Source organism: Sphingobacterium athyrii (assembly GCF_003071065.1).
GTDB lineage: Bacteria > Bacteroidota > Bacteroidia > Sphingobacteriales > Sphingobacteriaceae > Sphingobacterium > Sphingobacterium athyrii.
The window spans coordinates 361,968-381,374 of record NZ_QCXX01000001.1; the positions used below are offsets into that span (position 1 = coordinate 361,968).

Sequence of the window (19,407 nt, forward strand, 5' to 3'; positions counted from 1 at the left end):
GCTTTTCTTGTTTACAGCCAATCGCTAAATTTACCAAGGACTAATTCCAGAATCCGGTACATTATCATCACTGAAAAACTGGCTTGTAGGTCCATCTTTTCCCAGCGTTGCGGCTCTAACCACTCTTGCTGCAGCCTCTTCCACAGTTCCAGGTCCAGAATGATGGTTAAAATCCGTCGCCGTATAGCCAGGATCAACCACATTCACTTTGAATGCCGTCTCTCTCAATTCATAAGCCAACACAATGCTATAAGCATTCAATGCAGCTTTGGATGTGGTATATGCCGCCCCTTTTACATGATAATATTTCCAGCTGGGGTCATTATGGAGCGTAAGCGAGGCAAGTCCTGAAGTGACATTTACAATCCGGGGCTCCGCAGCCTGTTTAAGTAGATCTAGAAATGCCTGCGTCGTTTCAATGACACCAAAGACATTCGTTTCAAATACCTCTTTGAACGTACTGACCGCTGTATCGGCGGCCGTTTGTGGGAATCCACCACTTATCCCGGCATTGTTTACAAGTACATCAAGTGTTTTTGTTTTCTCAGCAAGCTTTTGACGGGCCGAATGGATAGATTCTGGCCGGTTGACGTCGATTATAAGCGGCTCTACGTTTGTGAAACCTTCGGCATGCAATTGCGCTACCGCCTGTTCGCCTTTCACCAGATCGCGACTACCGAGATACACATAATAATCTAGTTTAAGGAACTGGCGAGCGGTTTCAAACCCGATGCTCTTGTTGGCTCCTGTAATTAGTACTGTTTTCATTTTTTTCATTTTTCTAACAACACAAAACTACAGGAAGAGTTCAGTATAAGCGGAACACATCCGCCGGTATTACTGGTACATTTTACGGGTGGCTATACGGTAGTCTGAAGGTGTCTGACCAGTTTCTCGTTTAAAAAAACGGTTGAAATAAGAAGGATCAGAAAAGCCGAGTGAAAAGGCAATCTCTTTCAGTGAATAATCCGAATGGAAAAGAAGCCTTCGCGCCTCCAGCGTAATCCGCTCGTGAACATGTTTGATTGCAGGTTTTCCACTCTGTCTTTTGACAACTTCACTCAAATGCCCCGCAGAAATATGAAGCATCGCCGCGTAGTCACTCACTTCATGCCACTCCTGAAAGAATTCGTTGACCTTTGACTGAAAGTTTTTAAGTAATGTTCGCTCGGGTGAAATCGCTGTAGCACGATGCTGCTCGGAGTAGAGACGGCTAAGATAAGTGAGTAAGACCGAGAGATAAGCGATTAGCATACGATGCCTCCATTCCCCAGCGTGTTGATCCTCTGCGGCAATTTTAGCAAAAAGATCCTCCGTAAATGCGATGGCCTCCTCATTCATGGCCAGGGCGTGCGCATCATGTGGATTACGAAGCAGTGGTAGATCGGCCAAGGAAGCATGGTGGTGCATCGACAAAAACTCGGGCGTAAAGCCCAGCCCTACACTTGTTATTTCCGCCGATTCTTCCTTTACGATAAGTTGTCCCGGAGCAAGAAAATGCAAGGTGTTATCCTGCAGCACATAGGGTTTCATATCGATCCATTGCCTTGCCTGGCCACCTTTCCTTACGAAGAAAACAAGGTAGTGGTCTTTTCGGTGCGGTATTAGTAAATCACCTAAGTTAGGCCTTTGGCCATTGAAATGGTACATCTTAAAATGTCTGCTACCTTCACTATCATTCGGTTCAAGCGAGTATACAGGGATTTCAGGATTGGAGAGATGTGTTTGCATAAGGTAAAATTACAATTATAACACCTACAAACGAAACAGCTATTTCTCGGCATATTATTTCTTTTCGCTATACAGCGCTGCAATAATAAAAAACAGCCGGTCAAAATGTAAAATAGCCAACCTTCGATCGCCAATAATTTTATACTTTTGTACGTCTTCCAACAATAATCTAATTTAGTATGGAACGTCCATTTTGCAGTTTAATTTTTCCTTTGATTCCAATCCTTTTAAGACCCTAATCTCATTTCATAAGATTATACGAAACAGCTTTATGTGCTGTGGGTTTTCAGGCTACCTATGCCAAATCGCTGCTGGAGGAAATCAGAAAATATCCTGAGCTTATCCAGGGGATCGAAAAAACGGAAGATCTTATACATTACGAATCCATCGTCAAAGTGTTATTGGCCGATCTATTGCCCAGTTCGCTGACAAAAAAATGAGATCAAGGTCATTACCATCCCTTTTTATCTCTATACCTTTAACCATACCGAGCGGTTGGAAAAAATCTTGAAAGATGCGGGTGATCATTACGACTTCAGTATACGTGATATCTCTGCGGACAATAAGCTTAATTTTATCTTGCCTTTTATCAAAGACAAGGTATCCAAGGTATTTTTTGAAACTGAAAACAAAATTGAAGCGATCATACTAAAAGAATATACCTCTATCCACCCAAGTGTCAAATGGAGATTTCAGGAGGAAGCCATACATCTTTCAGACCGGGATTATTTGCTCTAATATGAAACAAAAGTAGTTATAGATTTATATTGCGAAAAATATAATATGAACAAAAATATGTACCGATCCAACAAACAGATCGTAAAAAAATATTTTTGCGATCCGTAATTCGGTTACAAGATTCTGTAATTGAGGTAAGCAGCGGACTGGCCCTACTCCGTAATTTTGAATTACAAAAATGAGAAGCAGATGAAAACAAGAAAATTAGGCGCGCAGGGACTCGAGATTCCAATGATAGGGTTAGGCTGCATGGGTATGAGCAGTTTTGCATCCACAGGTGATATCTATGGCAAAGCCGACGAGAAAGAATCCATTGCTACCATCCACCGATCACTGGAACTCGGTGGCAACTTTTTGGATACGGCTGATCTCTATGGACCATTCGAAAACGAAAGGCTGATCGCCAGAGCTATACGCGGCAAACGAAACGAATTTATCCTTGCCAGCAAATTCGGCTTTGAGATCGATGACAACGATCAGGTGACCTGGCGGATAAATGGCCAGCCAGACTATATCCGCAAGTCTATCGAGCGCTCGCTGAAAAATCTCGATACCAATGTCATTGACCTCTACTATATGCACCGACCCGACCCGAATGTACCGATCGAGGAAACCGTAGGTGCAATGGGTGAGCTGGTTACGGCGGGCAAGGTCAAGTACCTGGGCATTTCAGAAGTCAATGCCGAGCAGATCCGAAGAGCACACGCTACCTTCCCGATCACGGCAGTACAGAATGAAATCTCCCTATTCGGACGCGAGGCAGAGACCAATGGCGTATACGACCTGACACAAGAGCTGGGCATCGGACTGGTAGCCTACTCTCCTTTGGGCCGCGGATTTATCACGGGTGAGATCAAGTCTCCAGACGATATACCGGAAGACGATTTCCGCAGGCTTATTCCGAGGTTTCAGGGCGAACAGTTTTATAAAAACCTGGATCTGGTGCGGGAACTTGAAAAGATTGGCAAAGAAAAGGACGTTACTTCGTCGCAGCTAGCCCTCGCTTGGCTGATCCAAAAAGGAATCGTGCCGATACCGGGCACAAAAAGAGTTCGATATGTCGAGCAGAATATTGCGGCGACCGACATCCAATTGACAGCCGAAGAGCTACAACGCATCGAAGCTATTCTGCCGGTTGGACTGAATACAGGCTCCCGTGACGTCAATATTCCCTTGCAGTCCTAAAAAAATAAATGCCATGTTTGCAGAAAGTACATGGCATTTTACTTAAATTAGTCTATCATTTAACAGGCAACAAGAGCATGTCAACGGAAGAATCAATACTGATCAGGGTCAATAGTATCGCCGACTATCATGAAGCGCTGCAGCTTCCCAAACCCCAACATCCGCTTTTTAGCATCACGGATTTTTCAGAAAATAAGCATATACATCCAGCGGTCGAGACCACCTTTCAGCTCAATCTTTACTGCATTTCCATCAAAGAAGATGCTCAATGCGTATTGGGATATGGGCCCCATCAATACGACTTCAGGGAAGGCCTGATGACCTTCTTTAAACCCGGGCAGACGATAAGTGTTGATCCGGACACCGCCCACGCCGAAGTAGGTTATTCCCTTGTCTTCCATCCCGACTTTATCCGCACGTATGATCTGGCCAACAAAATCGGGAGCTACAGCTTTTTCGACTATGAAGTCAATGAAGCACTTTTTCTTTCCGACCGGGAAAAAGAGCAGATCCGAAATATCGGTAAAGGGCTCTTAAGCGAATATAAAAGTGCTATCGACAACTATAGCCAAGATGCCATTGTCAGTTTCATCGATCTTCTGCTGGTCTATTCGCAGCGGTTTTATAACCGGCAGTTTATTACACGCAAGGTACACAATGTTCCCTTGGTGAGTCGGTTCGAACAGCTGTTGGATCAATATTTTAATGATGGAACCGAACGCAGCGGTTTACCACAGGTAGGCTATTTTGCTGATCGGCTGAATATGTCCAAAAACTATTTAAGCGATTTGTTACGTTCGCAGACTGGCGAGAGCGCACAGAATCATATCCAACATAAACTCATTGAAAAAGCGAAGGATCTGCTGTCCAGATCGGAGCTTTCCGTTGCTGAGATTGCCTATCAGTTGGGTTTTGAACAACCCCAGTCACTCAATCGTTTATTCAAAAAGAAAACGGAAATTTCACCACTTGAATTTAGAAGAAAAATGAGCTTTAACAAGCTTTAACTTTATCGGATTGCTAATTTATGATGCTGTCTGTGGCATGAGCATGGCCACCGTATTCCAGCTGGTCCATGTAGTTGAAGAAACCGAATTCAAAACCATTGACCAACCCAAGGTCGAAGAAGAATGGATGATCCATCAGATTCAGTCCACGGCCAATTGTGCTACGGGCAGTAAGGTACTTATCTGGTTGCTTGGTGGCCTCAATTTTCAAGTTGAGCATCAGCTTTTTCCAAAGATCAGTCACGTTCACTATCCAGCGCTCAATCGTATCGTGAAACAGACCTGTAGGTAGAGCAAAAACCTGAAGGGATCGTTTTGTCATAAACAAAAATTAATCAAGCCGGGCAAGTCATTTTGTCCGGCTTGAACATATCGCATGCGTATTAGATTAGATCAGTTCAAAACCCCCACCAACGTGCAGTACGGTACCATGCACATAGCTTGCGTCATCTGAACTCAAAAATAGACTTCCGTGCGCGATCTCCCTCACTTCTCCCAGACGTCCGATTAGACTCATCTGTGGAATGATATCTTCTTCAGTAAGCCCCTTGTCTTGTAAGGAAGCCGTAAGCATGGGCGTTCTGATTGCACCCGGTGCCACCGAGTTGATTCGTACTCCTTTTACACCATATTCAAATGCAGCTGCTTTGGTCAGTCCCTCAACGCCGTGCTTAAAAGCCTGATAAGCCGGATTGCCAATAGTTGGCTTAAACGCATTGATCGAGGAAATATTCACAATAGATCCGCCATCGCCCTGTGCCATAAACTGGCGTAATTCATATTTCATGCAGAGCGCCGTTCCTTTCAGGTCGACGGCCTGTAGACGATCGTAATATACCTCGTCCAGATCCTCAAATGAGTTATTATCAGGTTTTAGCGCTGCATTATTGACGGCGCAGTCAAGTCTTCCATAGGTATCCACCGCAAACTGAACCATCGCCTCCACCTGCTTGGCATCCGAAATATCCACTTTGCAGAAGGTAGCCTCCCCACCGTTAGCTTTGATCTGCTCAGCTACTTTAACTCCTTCTTCGGCGTTAAAATCGGCAACAATAACCTTCGCTCCTTCTTCAGCAAATAATTCCGCTGTTGCTTTGCCCATTCCCATTGCAGCACCTGTCACGATTGCTACTTTTTCTTTAAGTCTGTCCATACTTTCTGATATTTAAAAAATTAGAAAATTATATTTAGTAAATATAACGGCAAAAAAATCGCTATTTTTGACATAAATTATATATTTTTTGACTAAAACATACTTTCAGTTGCAACGCAGAATCCCCACCTTAGCTATTGATGAATTTACCCAGAAAAAAAATATCCATTGGGGTACCTACGATTATTTTGCCACTGCGGACCCTGTTCATGACTTTTTGCGAAATTTCCCGTTGCGCCAAAACTGTTATATGATTTCGATCTGTGTAGCCGGTCATTTAAGAATAAGGGTCAATGGTGAAGAAACGGTCTACCACGCCGATACCCTGGCAACTTTTAATCCCACAACTGTCATAGAAGGACTGGAGATTTCGGATGATTACAGATGCTATTTGGTGATCTTCACGAAAAGCTTTCTGATTGAAACATCGAATAATATCTATTTTTTGGAAAGATTCCGTTTTCTTGGCGATAATGGATTGCAATGCAAAAAACTGAACGAAGGTGAGAAAGCGACACTAATAGCACGGATAAACAACATTCTGACCAGCCAAAAAGACACAGCTCATCCGTTCAGAAGGGATATCATCCGAAACCTGATCACCATCTTGCTCTATGAAACAGAACATATAATTGATACAGACCTGCAGGATCAGCATCTGAACCACCATTTTGGTCAGGAAAAAATGCTCCTTGATTATCAGGATCTATTAAAAAAGCATTATCATAAAGAAAGAAAACTCGATTTTTACGCGGGAAAGCTCCATGTATCTACACAGGTACTATCCAATATCGTGAAGAATAAAACGGGTAAGACTGCCAAAAAGCTCCTGGAAGAAATGCTGCTATCCCATGCCAAAGTACTGTTGAGATCAGGCGAATATAATGTCTCTGAAGTAGCCACATTGCTCAATTATACCTATGTGGAAGAATTTAGCAGATTCTTTAAGAGAAAAACAGGTACTACCGCATTAAAATACTCCAAGGAATAATATAAGCCTAAACACCGCCCCAAATTCCAACGGCGTTTGGACCGTTTTACTTACACGTACTCGCGCTTTATAGATTTCTACTATTTAAATGATGAAGTTTCAGGTAACTTTATTTATCTTTATATTGAAATAAATATTCGCTTGGCATCTTCCAGCAATAGCCTTGAAAGTAATCGGCATTTTTATTATAAAAACTAAAATCAAACGAACATGTTTAAAATAATATTAACGAGACAATTTTATTTAAGCGTAATAGCAATCGTCATACTACCGCTTACCACCGTGGCTCAAAGTATTCCATTACAACTACTGCCATCAGGTCATATTATTGTTGAAGCCGAAGTCGAAGGTAAGAAGGGAAATTTTATATTCGACACAGGCGGTGGAATCAATCTTTTTTTTGATGATTTTGCCAAAGAACTGAAAAAGAATGAAAGTTATAATTATCTCACGGCATTCCGTGCAACAGGGGAAAAAATGACAATACCTCTTTACCGATCTTCTTCCATTAAATTCAATGGTAAAGAGTTTAATGATATCCCGTATTCAACATTCGACATGAAATTAGCCGGTATTAATGGGTTGATTTCGCTTCCAATGCTTTATGAAACAGAATTTATTATAGACTACACCAAACGACAGCTTATATTTCCAAAGGAGAAACTAAAAAGCGGCAAAATTATTCCGATACAGCTTACTACGAATGCAGATCAATCTCTAGATATCTCCACTTATGTGTATCTGAATAATAAATACAGAATCAACGTCCTGTTAGACTCAGGCGCTGGCGATGATTCATTTTGGTTTAGCGATAGATTTGTCTCTATACTGGGACTGGAACAATCAAAACTTGAAATAACGGAAAAAGCCAGTGAATTTAATCCCGAGATAAAAACAAAATATTATAAAGGACATCTTGAATCCATTTCCAATTCTTTTGCAAAAGTAGAAAAACCAAAGGTTTCCTTTGTTGAAGGTTTGATCTATGAAGGGAAGACCAGTATCAATTGGCTTGGTAAAAAGCTTGGATTCAATTTAAAAGAAAAGGAAATCTATATATTAGATTGATTACTATCCTAGAATAGCTGCGCATTGTCGGAGGATACAGTAATGACACTTCAACCAACTATTCGCAGTTTAGAGAAACCGGTACAACGGAACCTTTAAGGTTGCAAAAATTAAATTTCATTCGCTGCTATTACCCGTGCTTTATAAAGCTCAATCTTTTGATAAACCTTGTTAAAAAACATTTTCTTGTCCCGCGTTCCGGCCGTATTTAACAACCTTGAATTTTTAAGCTGATGCTGATAAAAATTTGAAGCATGTTGGCAAGTGTCTTTATCATTTGTAATGAAATACCCCAACATCGTATGGGGAACAAATAGCGACTTTCTGTCTTTGTTTCCAACTAAAACATTATTGTTTAAGATCAAGAGTTCGTGGTAATATAGTTGATACTGATCGTTATTCGGGATACATTTTTTTTCCAATGAAAACACCAACTCCTTGATCTGATCACAGAGGATCTTCCCATTGTCAGCCGTCAATAGACCCGCTTGGGAAAAATACATAATCTGCTGTAGTGTACTATTGATCGTGGTATCATTCCAGATCTCTTTCACTCTGATGGACGAATAATAATCGTTCAGCTTTTGCCCCCTATTGTCCATTGGTGTTTTTGACAAAAACGACTCAAAAGAAACCTCCAACTCATCCGGGCTCAATAAATTAAGCCAAACATACCGCTTAAAACGAGATAATAATCCTGTATTTATCGTATAGAAGATCGGTATATCCTTGGCAGAATAATACAGGAACGTCTCAAGATTAGGCTTAAATTCTGTTAAAGACCTAAAGGAATTTTCGAGGTAATTTGACAGATCATCGAATGACTGAATTTCTGTTGTCCTTTTCACTAAAACATGATCACTGTTCTGAAACATCTTATCCAAAGAAAGTGAAAAGTGATTCGCTAGCTGTACTGTCTCCTCTATTGAAAATTTACTCTTCATCGAAATTCTCCGGTGTGCAGCGTCGTAGCTGATATCAAGTGCACTTGCTATAGCCTCGATGACCGACCTCGTTGCATCTATTTTTCGTTGTATTTCCTGGATCAGCTTTTCTTGATACATAGATCTGTTGGCTTTTGCGATTATCACAAAAATAAAAATATTTTTTATTGTTTACCACAATTTATAATGCGATTATCACAATAAATTTGTTAGACAAAACAAAAAGTCATTTTATTAAAATCTGCATATGAAAACATCGCTAAAAATACCTACACAATCAGTTGATCAAGCTGAAAACTTATGTGCTTTACCTTTTTCGTCGGAGATTAGCAACAAAGGAACGGAGCAACTACGGTGCTACCTAAGCGAAAAAACGAACCAGCAATTTCCTACATTGACCGATACAAAAATCGACCTATCGCTACTAAATGGAAATATTGAGAACTTCATTGGTATGAGTCAAGTGCCAACAGGGATTATCGGTCCGTTAAAAGTCCATGGAACTGCTGCCAACGGCGCATACTATGTCCCATTGGCCACCAGTGAGGGGGCGTTGGTTGCTTCTTATCATCGTGGAGCAAGGGCCTGCCTGCTGGCAGGAGGAATCACATCGATCTGTCTAAAAGAAGGTGTTCAGCGAAGTCCCGTATTCAAATTTGAAAACCTAAATGATTTAAGCCTTTTCGTTTCGTGGTTCCTTGCTGAGAAAGACTGTCTTCAGGATATCGTTAAGAAAACAAGTCGTTTTGCAAAATTAACGGACACAAAAATCCAGATTGAAGGCAATCATCTGACCATCTCATTTGAATACTTCACCGCAGATGCGGCGGGACAAAATATGGTCACCATCTGTACAGATGCTATCTGTCGGTTTATTGTCAGTCTCTGCCCGGTCAAGCCTACGCACTGGTTTATTGAGGGGAACAGTTCCGGCGACAAAAAGGCTACGGCAAATTCCTTCAACAATGTTAGAGGTAAGAAAGTAACGGCAGAAATAAAACTATCGGCCAGCATTGTATCGGAAGTACTCAAAACATCCGCCGAACTTATGGATAGATACTGGCGTAGCTCCACCATGGGGATCATCCAAAGCGCTGCCATAGGCGCACACGGTCACTATGCCAATGGACTGGCGGCCCTATTTTTAGCTACAGGCCAAGATGTTGCCTGTGTAGCCGAAGCCGCTACCGGCATCACAAGAATGGAATTAAATAAAGATGGATCACTCTATGCCAGCGTCACCTTACCAAACCTGATCATAGGGACTGTTGGCGGAGGTACAAATCTACCTACTCAAAAGGAATGTTTGGAGATCATGGATTGTTACGGAGAAGGAAACTCAATAAAATATGCCGAGATAGCCGCAGCCCTTGTACTTGCAGGCGAACTATCTATTGCTGCGGCCCTGTCAGCAGGCCAGTTTACACAGGCACATCAAAAATTCGGCAGAAAAAAAACAATATAAAAATGGAAACAAAAAAAGAAAATAGATGGAATGTGCCAAATGCACTTTCCATTTACCGCCTACTAGCATTACCTTTTATTAGCTATGCCATATTAATTGAAAATAGGAATCTCTTTATATTATTATTGTCTATAAACCTTATAACGGACATACTCGACGGATTAATCGCCAGACTATTTAAACTTCAGACAGAATTTGGAGCTAAACTGGATTCGGTTGCGGACATAGGGACATACCTGATGGCCTTCATGGGAATGATAACACTGGAAAAAGCTTTCGTAGCGACGTATAAAATCCAATTTATGATTCTTATTGTCTTATGGATCGTTCCACAAGTATATGCACTTATCCGATTCCAACGGTTCCCCAGCTTTCATTTATGGTCTTATAAAATAACTGGCTACCTACAGGGCATATTTATCTTTAGCTACTTCGTGCTAGGATTTCATGCAATCTATTTTCATTTGATGCTAATCGTGAGCTGTCTGGCTTATCTGGAGGAATTAATTCTAGTGATTACCTTACCAAAGCTACAATCCAATTTGAAGAGCATATTCCTTATCCAACAACAAAAAGGAGGTTGACCATGTATCTGTTTATTGCGAATATATTGCTATTATTTTTTGGAATAGGTGCTTTAGTTACACTGTATCTCAATAAGGACAGTCAAGCTGATCGAGCCAAAGCGCGTTGGTTAAAACTCGGAGTTTATTTTCTGGTGCTAAGCTTGGTGTTCTCGTCCATTTATTTTGAACAAATAAAACTCCTGGCTATTTGCATTGGCATAGTCGGTATTTATGAAATTTTTAAAGCCCAATCATTTTCCAAACGACCAGTTTTTTTCTTCTATTTTATCTTATTTATTTACCTCATTATCCTATTGGCATTCGTTAAGTTCTGCTATCAGATACCAACAGAGCGTATTTGTTTCGTCTACTTTATAGTCGTCACCTTTGACGGGTTCAGCCAACTTAGTGGTCAATTGTTGGGAAAACGAAAACTTATCCCAAAGATTAGTCCCAACAAAACTTTTGAAGGTTTAATTGGAGGTTTGATATTGGCAGTATCGGCCAGTCTTTTCCTTTTTCATTACATCCCTTTTTCAATTGGATTAACAGTATGGACAGCAGCGCTCATCTGTATTTTTGCGCTCATTGGAGATCTCTTAGCTTCCTGGTACAAGCGCAGATGTCAAATTAAGGACTATAGTCGATTAATTCCGGGACATGGTGGAATATTGGATCGCTTCGATAGCTTTATGTTCTCCGGAGCAATGTATTGGTTAGTTTATTTATAAAAAATATGATCATGAAAAACGACTTATCAAATATGGTTCTATTGGCAATGCTATTTTTGCTTCTATTTGCCCTTTCTGAAATTTTATACCACCGCTTTAAGATTAGAGTTGAATTCACAAGAAAACTCGTACACATAGGTACGGGCATTATTTCACTGTTATTCCCTATTTTACTTGCAAGTCATTGGTCAGTATTATTTCTTTGCGGGGTATTTGCAGTGATTTTGGTCCTATCCCTAAAATTTAATTTATTGCGATCTATTCATGCTATTGACCGGAAATCTGCAGGTAGCCTAGCCTATCCAGCCGCAGTCTATCTTTGCTTTGTAACCCAGACCTATCTGGATGATCGTAACATTTTCTATTATCTCCCCTTGGCTACCTTAGCCATCTGTGATCCTATGGCCGCATTATCTGGCAAAAAGTGGCCGCTAGGGCCTTATATGGTTCTAGGCGCAAAAAAAACTGTGTTAGGATCGATTGCTTTCTTTATCAGTGCGATTGTTCTGACTTTTTTTATCTGGAAATACGCTCATGATTCGAGTCTCGACTTTCAGGAACTCACTATAATAACCACGATTGCACTCATGGCTACATTCGCTGAAGCCCTGAGCAAAGATGGCTATGATAATTTAACCATTCCCCTAAGTACAATCGTAAGTTTATATATCTTACTTCCCTAAGCACGCCCCCTTTTCTTCGTATCAAATGCCGATTATATTTGCCAATAGCTAAACAAGAGGCGGACCGAAAGCGGATCCAGGCCAATTATTTCAATTCCAAATTGAGGTTATGTTTCCCTGCCTCCAATTGGATTACTTTACCATTGCGGATATTTGCTGGCGGATAAAAGGTTGCGCTGGCATTTGCCGGTATCTCCACCTGATATTCGACCTTATTTCCGTTCGATTTCCAGCTGGACACAATATTTCCGTAGGGCGAATTATAAGTAATAGAAGACTCCTTGAGCTCCTTCGGAAAAATGGGTTTTAATAGCACATGTTTAAAACCAGCCTGCGCCGGATCCGGCAGAATGCCGCCAATGGACTTAAAAAACCAGCCTCCGATTTCACCAAACATCATGTGGTTATCAGAGATATCCCGCGTGGCGTTCAGATCCCAGTTTTCGAGCAAGGTGGTCGCCCCATTGACAATCCACCATCCCCAGGAGGGATAGGTATCCTGTACCGCGACTTTATAGGCCGTTTCGTCATAGCCGTTATCCTTCAATGCATTCAGGAGTGCTTTCGCCCCCAGCACCCCAACATCCAGATGAAAATTGGTCTCTTCTACCTTGCTATTTAGGTTGGCAGCGACTTTGGCTTTCATCGCTTCTGGTACCACGCCCCAATACAAAGGTACACTTAGCTCGGTCTGTGTTCCCGTGCTGTAAATCCCCTTTTCAGTATCCAAAAATTTAGCGTTGATGGCATCTTTGATCTTTTGACTTAATTGTTCATATTTCTGCTGGTCGGCTGTTTTTCCAAACATCTTTGCAGCGGAAGCCAGTATCGTTGCATCGACGTAAAAGTACACCGATGAGGTAAGTTCAAGATTAGACTGCGATTTGACCGGTACCCAATCCCCCCGACCAAAGGTAGTCAGTCCACTGGGACTGATTCCGTCCACGTAATCCACATAACGTTTGATATTGTCATAACATTCCGCCAATAAGCTTGCATCGCCGTAAAACAGATAGGTCTGCCATGGAATAATAGCAATGGTGCTTGTCCAGTCCAAGCCATTTGCCGTACCGTACCCCCAGCCCCCAGTGGGAATGATATCCGGCAATACACCGTTTTCCTGTTGCTCGTCCCGATGGTCGGCCATCCATTTCTCGTAAACCGTGATGCCATCAAAATTATAATAAGCTGTTTCAATGGCGAGGTGACCATCCCCTGTCCAGCCATTTTTCTCCCGCTGCGGACAGTCCGTGGGATAGCCCATCAAATTGGATAAGTAGGCGTTATTGGTTGCTTCCCATAATCCATTGATAAGGGCAGAGGAGGTTTTCAGCTGGCCAATTGGGCGCACATCGCTATGCATAAAATAAGCCGTAACAGCCGACTTGTCCAACACTACCGGTTCACTGCAGCTCACTTCGACATAGCGGAAACCTTTATAGCCAAATTTCGCCATAAATTCATCCTCCTTCCTACCGCTCAGCGTCAGAATATCAGTTTGAAAGGGCTCCAGTTCTTTATTCCCACGATAATAAACATCAATATTCGACTGGTCCAAGCGTCCATTTGCATGCAATCGTTCACCGTGTTTGATCCTGACCACAGTTCCGGCTTTCCCCTGCATCTTGATCTTTGTCAGGCCAGCCATATTCAGTCCCATATCAAAGACATAGGTACTGTCATTGATCTTTTTCATTGATTTCGGTTCATACGATCTAACCAGGCGTATGGGTACCGTCTGTTGTGAGACAATGTTTGTGGAGGGAGGGTTCCGATACCGAACAGTATGCCACTTCGTGTCGTCAAAGGTCGGCATATCCCATCCCGGCATCTCCAGACGGGCATCATAATGCTCGCCCGTATAGATATTGTTGTAGCGGATAGGTCCTGCAGCAGTTTTCCAGCTTTGATCCGAGCTTATGGTTTCCTCACTGCCATCCTGATAAACAATGCGCAGGTCCAAACAAAATGTCGGGCGGTCACGCCAGGGGGCTTTGTCAAAATCCCATACCGCCAGAGGCTGATGATTATACCAGCCATTTCCCAAGACAACGGCGAGGACATTATCACCCTGTTGAAGTTGCCGGGTGACGTCTTCCACCACATATAAAGTACGTTTATCAAATCGGGTATACATCGGATCCAGCCTGTGATCGCCGATTTTCTCGCCATTTACGGAAAGTTCATAAAGTCCCGCCACAGCAACGTAAGCACGAGCCGACTTGATCGGTTTGGCAGCTTTAAAAGTTCTTCTGAAATAAGGTGCAGGCTGTTCATGGATATTGTGGTTATCGCTAATCCATTTTCCCTTCCAGTGCTCCACTCCCATCATACCGGTTTCGAATGAAGCAATGGAAGACGTGCTTGGCCGTCCATTTTTATCCCAGACCAGGACTTTCCAAAAATATTTTGTCTGCGGTTTCAATGCCCGTCCCTTGTAATGGATCAACATGTCGGAATTTAACTGCTTTCCACTATTCCAGCTACCGGCTTTATTCTTCACCAATGCCATTGAATCTGTATCCACCATAATTTGATAAGCCAATTGCTTTGCTCCCTGCCGTTTATCAGCCAGTTGCCAGCTCAAACGGGGATTTTGCCTATCTACACCCAATGGATTTTGGAGATGCTCACAGCTAAGCGCAATGGGTACACATTCTTTTCGCTGCTGTGCATATAGGACTGTGCCCATGCACAGCATCGTCATCAGTAAAGTCTTCCGCATAGTTGGTTTATACATGTTGATTTCTTGCTTTTCCCACAATAGAATTGAATTTACATCCCGAACGATCATGGATGGATTCAGCAGAAAAACAAGAGGTGTTAAATTGTTTTAGTTGATCCAAAAACGAATATATTAATTATTTTCAACATTGTAAACTATACTGTCCTGTTGGGAAGTATTTAAAATTAATGACGATGTTTTGGATTTTTCATCAAAATAGTCCTATATTAGTTCCAACTTTAGGGGTGTCTGCATGTGCAGGCTGAGATTTTACCCTTATAACCTGATCCAGATCATACTGGCGTAGGGAAAAGTAAGCTGTCTTCCGGATACATTACTGTATCTTGTTGTGGCCATTCCTAAAGTTTTACCAAAAAAATAAAAAGGAATGGAACTTACAATCAATCATCACATCCGATTTTTCGACCCCGCGCCCAACTCTTTAGCCGATCTTTTACAGGTTGAGCTTTCCGGTAAAACACAAGGTGTCGCTGTAGCACTCAACAACCGGGTTATTCCCAAAGACGACTGGTCCAAAACCCACCTGCAATCCAGCGACCAGATCCTGCTTATTACCGCTACACAAGGCGGTTAACTCCCCATGGAACATATTCAAATCAATATACCTAATTCCCATGCACATGACATCAGAAAAAATCACACAGACCGCTTTTCCAAATTCCACCAAGGTTTTTGTCCCCGGAACACTTTATCCTATCCAAGTAGCCATGCGTCAAATTTCGTTGAGCCCTACCAAATTGAGCAATGGCCAGATCGAAGTAAATCCGCCCATTACCATATACGATACCTCAGGTCCCTACACAGACGGGACGCAGGAAATTGACATCCGCAAGGGGCTTCCCCGCCTTCGGGATCAATGGATCCTGGACCGCAAGGATGTGGAACAGCTGGAGGGCATCAGCTCGACTTACGGTCGGGAGCGTCTGGCGGATACAACACTGGACGAGCTTCGATTTGCCTACAGCCACAAACCCAAGGTTGCGGCGCAGGGAAAAAATGTGACACAATTGCATTATGCCAGAAAAGGTATCATTACGCCTGAGATGGAATATGTTGCCATTCGCGAAAACCAACGGATAGCACAGCTGGCTGATAGTACCCCCGGTATGGATCATCAGCATCCGGGCGAGAACTTTGGCGCCCGAACTGCCGGGAAATATATTACACCGGAGTTTGTCCGGGAGGAAATTGCTGCCGGCAGAGCAATTATTCCGAACAATATCAATCATCCTGAAAGCGAGCCGATGATTATCGGCCGTAATTTCCTGGTAAAAATCAATGCCAACATCGGCAATAGTGCGGTCAGCTCCAGCATCGAAGAAGAGGTTGAAAAAGCAGTCTGGGCCTGCCGTTGGGGTGCCGATACGATCATGGATCTGTCTACAGGCAAAAATATCCACGAAACCCGCGAATGGATTATCCGCAATTCACCCGTACCGATAGGCACTGTCCCGATCTATCAGGCGCTCGAAAAAGTGAAAGGGGTTGCCGAAGATCTCACCTGGGAAATATTTCGGGATACGCTGATTGAACAGGCTGAACAGGGTGTCTCTTATTTCACCATCCATGCCGGTGTCCTACTGCGCTACATTCATTTAACAGCAAAACGCGTAACCGGTATCGTATCAAGAGGTGGATCCATTATGGCCAAATGGTGTCTTTTTCATCATCAGGAAAACTTTCTTTATACTCATTTTGAAGAGATCTGCCAGATCATGAAGCAGTATGATGTTGCTTTTTCGCTCGGTGATGGCTTGCGTCCAGGCGCCATTGCAGATGCCAATGACGCTGCCCAGTTTGCCGAACTCGAAACCCTGGGTGAGTTGACAAAGATCGCCTGGAAACATGATGTACAGGTGATGATCGAGGGGCCGGGCCACGTTCCTATGCAGCTGATCAAAGAGAATATGGAAAAGCAGCTGGAATGTTGTGACGAGGCGCCATTTTACACCTTAGGCCCCCTGACCACTGATATCGCACCGGGATATGACCACATCACTTCGGCTATTGGAGCGGCAATGATTGGCTGGTATGGCTGTGCCATGCTCTGTTATGTAACACCAAAAGAGCACCTAGGACTCCCCAACAAAAAAGATGTGAAAGATGGGGTCATTACCTACAAACTGGCTGCGCATGCTGCAGATCTGGCTAAAGGCCATCCTGGAGCACAGTATCGCGACAACGCCTTGAGTAAAGCGAGATTCGAATTCCGATGGGAGGATCAGTTCAACTTGTCATTGGATCCCGACACTGCCCGTGAATACCACGACGAAACTTTACCTGCAGATGCTGCCAAAGTAGCCCATTTCTGCTCCATGTGCGGACCGAAATTTTGCTCCATGAAAATTACACAGGAAATCCGGGATACCGCCGCACAGGGCATGTTGGAAAAATCGCAGGAATTCATCGCCCAAGGAAAGGAAATCTACTTATGATCATTGCGTTGACAGCAGCGGAGGAAGTTGCTTCGGAAATGGACATCATACATCATCTCTTTGAACAGGGGCTCGATCTCCTACATCTGCGAAAATATCATTTCACAGATGAGCAGATGTACCGGTATGTGGCATCTATAGATGCCACATACCGCGATCGATTGGTTCTCCACTCCCATCCGCAGCTGTCAGATACACTTCAAATCGGCAGAATTCACTTCAATGAACATCATCGGCAAAGCGGCCAGTTCGACCGATATCACTTCGGCAACATCTGTTCGACTTCGGTCCACCATATCAGTCAGTTCAATGCCTTGGACACACGCTGGAATTATGCTTTTTTAAGTCCCTTATTTCCAAGCATTTCAAAAATAGGTTATGGCCGCGACAATGCTCTATTGGACCAGCTGCCACTACGGTCCAATTTTGATGTCCGCTTAATTGGCCTGGGAGGGATAACAGCCGCAAACGGCCTACTCCCCATCCAGGCAGGAGCAGACGGGATCGCCTTATTGGGCGCCCTATGGCAAGATCCTGACCCTATTCAACATTTTATCACATGCAAACAGCTATGCTCGAAAAACTACAATATATCTCCCAGGGACTGACTTTGGCAGACCAAAAGAATAACATCTTAAAAGCTTTGGATGCAGGTGCCATATGGATTCAGATTCGATGGAAACAAGCGGATGAATCTGCATTCTCGCTGCTTGCGCAGCAAGTGCTACAGGTTTGCCAGCACTTTGGAGCCAAATGTATCATCAATGATCATGTGCAGCTAGCAAAGGAGCTGGATGTCGATGGTGTACACCTTGGCTTAACGGATTGCGGTATAGCAGAAGCTCGCCAGTTGCTGGGAGCAGCAAAGATTATTGGCGGGACAGCAAATAGCCTGGAAGATGTGCAACAGCGGATCGCTGAAAAATGTGATTACATCGGACTCGGCCCTTATAAACATACTTATACAAAACAAAAGCTCAGCCCGCTATTGGGTATTGCCGGATATGAACATATCATCCGGGAAATCCACCGGCAGGAGCTTACTCCTGTTCCGATCTTCGCTATCGGTGGGATCAGCAGCCTTGAAGACATCCAACGCTTAACAGAGACAGGAGTTTATGGTGTAGCGGTATCAGGATTGATCACGCAGACACCAAATATTATTTCATCCATTAAAAATCTTTTACCATGAGCACATTACACATAGCCAATCGCAGCTTTGAATCCAGATTATTTATGGGGACGGGCAAATTCGGCAATCTAGATGAAATGAGCGCGGCCGTTAGGGCTTCCGGCTCGCAGCTCGTTACCGTTGCACTAAAACGAATCGATCAGCTCGCCGTGCAAGACGAATTGACGGCTGCACTCGACCTGACAAAAATAGACTTACTTCCCAATACTTCGGGTGCCAGAACAGCGGCAGAAGCGGTTTTAGCGGCCCAACTAGCCAGAGAAGCGCTGGAAACAAACTGGGTAAAACTAGAAATTCATCCCGACCCCCGCTATCTGCTACCTGACCCGATTGAAACTTTGCGTGCGACAGAGGAGCTGGCAAAACTGGGCTTTGTCGTCATGCCTTATATTCATGCAGACCCTGTACTTTGTAAACGTCTGGAAAACGCAGGTACTGCCGTTGTCATGCCCCTAGGTGCACCGATCGGTAGCAACAAAGGACTTCGTACCCAAGACTTTCTGGAAATCATTATCGAGGAAAGCAATGTTCCCGTAATTGTTGACGCCGGAATTGGAGCTCCCTCTGATGCTGCTAAAGCGATGGAAATCGGTGCGGATGCCGTGCTGGTCAATACGGCAATTGCCATTTCCAATAATCCGGTAGAGATGGCCGCAGCATTTAAGCAAGCAGTCAGTGCCGGGCGCAAGGCTTATGAAGCAGGATTAGGCCCCATTACTTCGCGGGCAGTCAGTTCAAGTCCGCTAACTTCATTTTTATTCGATTGATCCAA

General features: G+C 43.3%; 21 protein-coding genes and 1 riboswitch. Of the genes, 16 read left to right on the top strand and 5 right to left on the bottom strand.

Annotation, left to right across the window (positions count from 1 at the left end):
* Positions 1-30: 30 nt before the first annotated feature.
* Positions 31-768: an SDR family NAD(P)-dependent oxidoreductase gene (locus tag DCO56_RS01620; RefSeq protein ID WP_108632898.1), complete on the bottom strand. Its 738-nt coding sequence runs from the start codon at positions 766-768 to the stop codon at positions 31-33.
* Between the two features lie 69 nt (positions 769-837).
* The gene (locus DCO56_RS01625) at positions 838-1,731 is read right to left on the bottom strand and encodes an AraC family transcriptional regulator (RefSeq protein ID WP_108632018.1); all 894 of its coding nucleotides are present in this window, start codon (positions 1,729-1,731) and stop codon (positions 838-840) included.
* 278 nt (positions 1,732-2,009) lie between these two features.
* Here DCO56_RS01625 and DCO56_RS29165 point away from each other — a divergent pair, with 278 nt between their 5' ends.
* The 5 genes from DCO56_RS29165 (at position 2,010) to DCO56_RS01645 (ending at position 4,953) form a co-directional block, all read left to right on the top strand.
* Positions 2,010-2,171: a hypothetical protein gene (locus tag DCO56_RS29165; RefSeq protein WP_181390429.1), complete on the top strand. Its 162-nt coding sequence runs from the start codon at positions 2,010-2,012 to the stop codon at positions 2,169-2,171.
* A gap of 55 nt (positions 2,172-2,226) precedes the next feature.
* Positions 2,227-2,469 carry a hypothetical protein gene (locus DCO56_RS01630; protein ID WP_108632019.1) on the top strand — a complete coding sequence of 81 codons (243 nt, stop codon included), beginning with the start codon at positions 2,227-2,229 and terminating at the stop codon, positions 2,467-2,469.
* A gap of 165 nt (positions 2,470-2,634) precedes the next feature.
* Complete coding sequence (locus DCO56_RS01635; protein ID WP_245935755.1) at positions 2,635-3,654, top strand: aldo/keto reductase; 1,020 nt, start codon at positions 2,635-2,637, stop codon at positions 3,652-3,654.
* Between the two features lie 8 nt (positions 3,655-3,662).
* Positions 3,663-4,661 (top strand): helix-turn-helix domain-containing protein, encoded by a 999-nt coding sequence (locus DCO56_RS01640; RefSeq protein WP_245935756.1) that lies wholly within the window; start codon positions 3,663-3,665, stop codon positions 4,659-4,661.
* Between the two features lie 10 nt (positions 4,662-4,671).
* Positions 4,672-4,953: a fatty acid desaturase gene (locus DCO56_RS01645; RefSeq protein ID WP_245935757.1), complete on the top strand. Its 282-nt coding sequence runs from the start codon at positions 4,672-4,674 to the stop codon at positions 4,951-4,953.
* Positions 4,954-5,049: 96 nt separating this feature from the next.
* Here the strand turns inward: DCO56_RS01645 and DCO56_RS01650 are convergent, their stop codons facing one another.
* A complete protein-coding gene (locus DCO56_RS01650; protein ID WP_108632023.1) occupies positions 5,050-5,814 on the bottom strand; it encodes an SDR family NAD(P)-dependent oxidoreductase in 765 nt (254 codons plus the stop codon).
* Positions 5,815-5,923: 109 nt separating this feature from the next.
* Between DCO56_RS01650 and DCO56_RS01655 the strand changes: the two genes are divergently transcribed.
* Positions 5,924-6,805 carry a helix-turn-helix domain-containing protein gene (locus DCO56_RS01655; protein WP_181390430.1) on the top strand — a complete coding sequence of 294 codons (882 nt, stop codon included), beginning with the start codon at positions 5,924-5,926 and terminating at the stop codon, positions 6,803-6,805.
* Positions 6,806-7,015: 210 nt separating this feature from the next.
* Positions 7,016-7,873, top strand: coding sequence for a retropepsin-like aspartic protease (locus tag DCO56_RS01660; RefSeq protein WP_108632025.1), 858 nt, complete (start codon positions 7,016-7,018; stop codon positions 7,871-7,873).
* 110 nt (positions 7,874-7,983) lie between these two features.
* Here DCO56_RS01660 and DCO56_RS01665 read toward each other — a convergent pair whose 3' ends face one another.
* Entirely contained in the window at positions 7,984-8,937 is a 954-nt protein-coding gene (locus tag DCO56_RS01665) for a hypothetical protein (RefSeq protein ID WP_108632026.1), read from the bottom strand.
* 127 nt (positions 8,938-9,064) lie between these two features.
* Here DCO56_RS01665 and DCO56_RS01670 point away from each other — a divergent pair, with 127 nt between their 5' ends.
* From DCO56_RS01670 to DCO56_RS01685, 4 genes are read left to right on the top strand one after another with little or no spacing between them, the layout of a single operon-like run.
* On the top strand, positions 9,065-10,282 hold the full coding sequence (locus DCO56_RS01670; RefSeq protein ID WP_108632027.1) for a hydroxymethylglutaryl-CoA reductase: 1,218 nt from the start codon (positions 9,065-9,067) through the stop codon (positions 10,280-10,282).
* 2 nt (positions 10,283-10,284) lie between these two features.
* The gene (locus tag DCO56_RS01675; RefSeq protein WP_108632028.1) at positions 10,285-10,866 is read left to right on the top strand and encodes a CDP-alcohol phosphatidyltransferase family protein; all 582 of its coding nucleotides are present in this window, start codon (positions 10,285-10,287) and stop codon (positions 10,864-10,866) included.
* 2 nt (positions 10,867-10,868) lie between these two features.
* Positions 10,869-11,579, top strand: a complete 711-nt coding sequence (locus DCO56_RS01680; protein ID WP_108632029.1) for a phosphatidate cytidylyltransferase — start codon at positions 10,869-10,871, stop codon at positions 11,577-11,579.
* Between the two features lie 11 nt (positions 11,580-11,590).
* Positions 11,591-12,262, top strand: a complete 672-nt coding sequence (locus DCO56_RS01685) for a diacylglycerol/polyprenol kinase family protein (RefSeq protein ID WP_245935758.1) — start codon at positions 11,591-11,593, stop codon at positions 12,260-12,262.
* An 85-nt stretch (positions 12,263-12,347) separates the two neighbouring features.
* Here DCO56_RS01685 and DCO56_RS01690 read toward each other — a convergent pair whose 3' ends face one another.
* Positions 12,348-14,987 (bottom strand): alpha-L-rhamnosidase, encoded by a 2,640-nt coding sequence (locus DCO56_RS01690; RefSeq protein WP_108632899.1) that lies wholly within the window; start codon positions 14,985-14,987, stop codon positions 12,348-12,350.
* A 231-nt stretch (positions 14,988-15,218) separates the two neighbouring features.
* Positions 15,219-15,314: riboswitch (TPP riboswitch) on the top strand.
* A 61-nt stretch (positions 15,315-15,375) separates the two neighbouring features.
* On the opposite strand from DCO56_RS01690, the gene thiS reads away from it, so the two are divergent.
* The 5 genes from thiS to DCO56_RS01715 are packed head-to-tail and all read left to right on the top strand — an operon-like array spanning position 15,376 to position 19,402.
* Positions 15,376-15,582, top strand: coding sequence for a sulfur carrier protein ThiS (gene thiS / locus DCO56_RS01695; RefSeq protein ID WP_165306455.1), 207 nt, complete (start codon positions 15,376-15,378; stop codon positions 15,580-15,582).
* Positions 15,583-15,628: 46 nt separating this feature from the next.
* Positions 15,629-17,443, top strand: a complete 1,815-nt coding sequence (gene thiC, locus DCO56_RS01700; RefSeq protein ID WP_108632031.1) for a phosphomethylpyrimidine synthase ThiC — start codon at positions 15,629-15,631, stop codon at positions 17,441-17,443.
* Positions 17,440-18,051 carry a thiamine phosphate synthase gene (locus tag DCO56_RS01705; protein WP_108632032.1) on the top strand — a complete coding sequence of 204 codons (612 nt, stop codon included), beginning with the start codon at positions 17,440-17,442 and terminating at the stop codon, positions 18,049-18,051. The genes thiC and DCO56_RS01705 overlap by 4 nt, the downstream gene beginning before the upstream one ends.
* Positions 18,003-18,635: a thiamine phosphate synthase gene (gene thiE, locus DCO56_RS01710; protein WP_245935759.1), complete on the top strand. Its 633-nt coding sequence runs from the start codon at positions 18,003-18,005 to the stop codon at positions 18,633-18,635. Before DCO56_RS01705 ends, thiE begins: the two co-directional genes overlap by 49 nt.
* Entirely contained in the window at positions 18,632-19,402 is a 771-nt protein-coding gene (locus tag DCO56_RS01715) for a thiazole synthase (protein ID WP_108632034.1), read from the top strand. Before thiE ends, DCO56_RS01715 begins: the two co-directional genes overlap by 4 nt.
* Positions 19,403-19,407: the final 5 nt, after the last annotated feature.

Excerpts from the sequence above, each read along its gene's own strand:
- DCO56_RS01620 (WP_108632898.1), bottom strand. The coding sequence starts at position 768 with ATGAAAACAGTACTAATTACAGGAGCCAACAAGAGCATCGGGTTTGAA.
- DCO56_RS01625 (WP_108632018.1), bottom strand. The coding sequence starts at position 1,731 with ATGCAAACACATCTCTCCAATCCTGAAATCCCTGTATACTCGCTTGAA.
- DCO56_RS01640 (WP_245935756.1), top strand. The coding sequence starts at position 3,663 with ATGCCATGTTTGCAGAAAGTACATGGCATTTTACTTAAATTAGTCTAT.
- DCO56_RS01650 (WP_108632023.1), bottom strand. The coding sequence starts at position 5,814 with ATGGACAGACTTAAAGAAAAAGTAGCAATCGTGACAGGTGCTGCAATG.
- DCO56_RS01660 (WP_108632025.1), top strand. The coding sequence starts at position 7,016 with ATGTTTAAAATAATATTAACGAGACAATTTTATTTAAGCGTAATAGCA.
- DCO56_RS01665 (WP_108632026.1), bottom strand. The coding sequence starts at position 8,937 with ATGTATCAAGAAAAGCTGATCCAGGAAATACAACGAAAAATAGATGCA.
- DCO56_RS01670 (WP_108632027.1), top strand. The coding sequence starts at position 9,065 with ATGAAAACATCGCTAAAAATACCTACACAATCAGTTGATCAAGCTGAA.
- DCO56_RS01675 (WP_108632028.1), top strand. The coding sequence starts at position 10,285 with ATGGAAACAAAAAAAGAAAATAGATGGAATGTGCCAAATGCACTTTCC.
- DCO56_RS01680 (WP_108632029.1), top strand. The coding sequence starts at position 10,869 with ATGTATCTGTTTATTGCGAATATATTGCTATTATTTTTTGGAATAGGT.
- DCO56_RS01685 (WP_245935758.1), top strand. The coding sequence starts at position 11,591 with ATGAAAAACGACTTATCAAATATGGTTCTATTGGCAATGCTATTTTTG.
- DCO56_RS01690 (WP_108632899.1), bottom strand. The coding sequence starts at position 14,987 with ATGCGGAAGACTTTACTGATGACGATGCTGTGCATGGGCACAGTCCTA.
- thiS (WP_165306455.1), top strand. The coding sequence starts at position 15,376 with ATGGAACTTACAATCAATCATCACATCCGATTTTTCGACCCCGCGCCC.
- thiC (WP_108632031.1), top strand. The coding sequence starts at position 15,629 with ATGACATCAGAAAAAATCACACAGACCGCTTTTCCAAATTCCACCAAG.
- DCO56_RS01705 (WP_108632032.1), top strand. The coding sequence starts at position 17,440 with ATGATCATTGCGTTGACAGCAGCGGAGGAAGTTGCTTCGGAAATGGAC.
- thiE (WP_245935759.1), top strand. The coding sequence starts at position 18,003 with ATGCAAACAGCTATGCTCGAAAAACTACAATATATCTCCCAGGGACTG.
- DCO56_RS01715 (WP_108632034.1), top strand. The coding sequence starts at position 18,632 with ATGAGCACATTACACATAGCCAATCGCAGCTTTGAATCCAGATTATTT.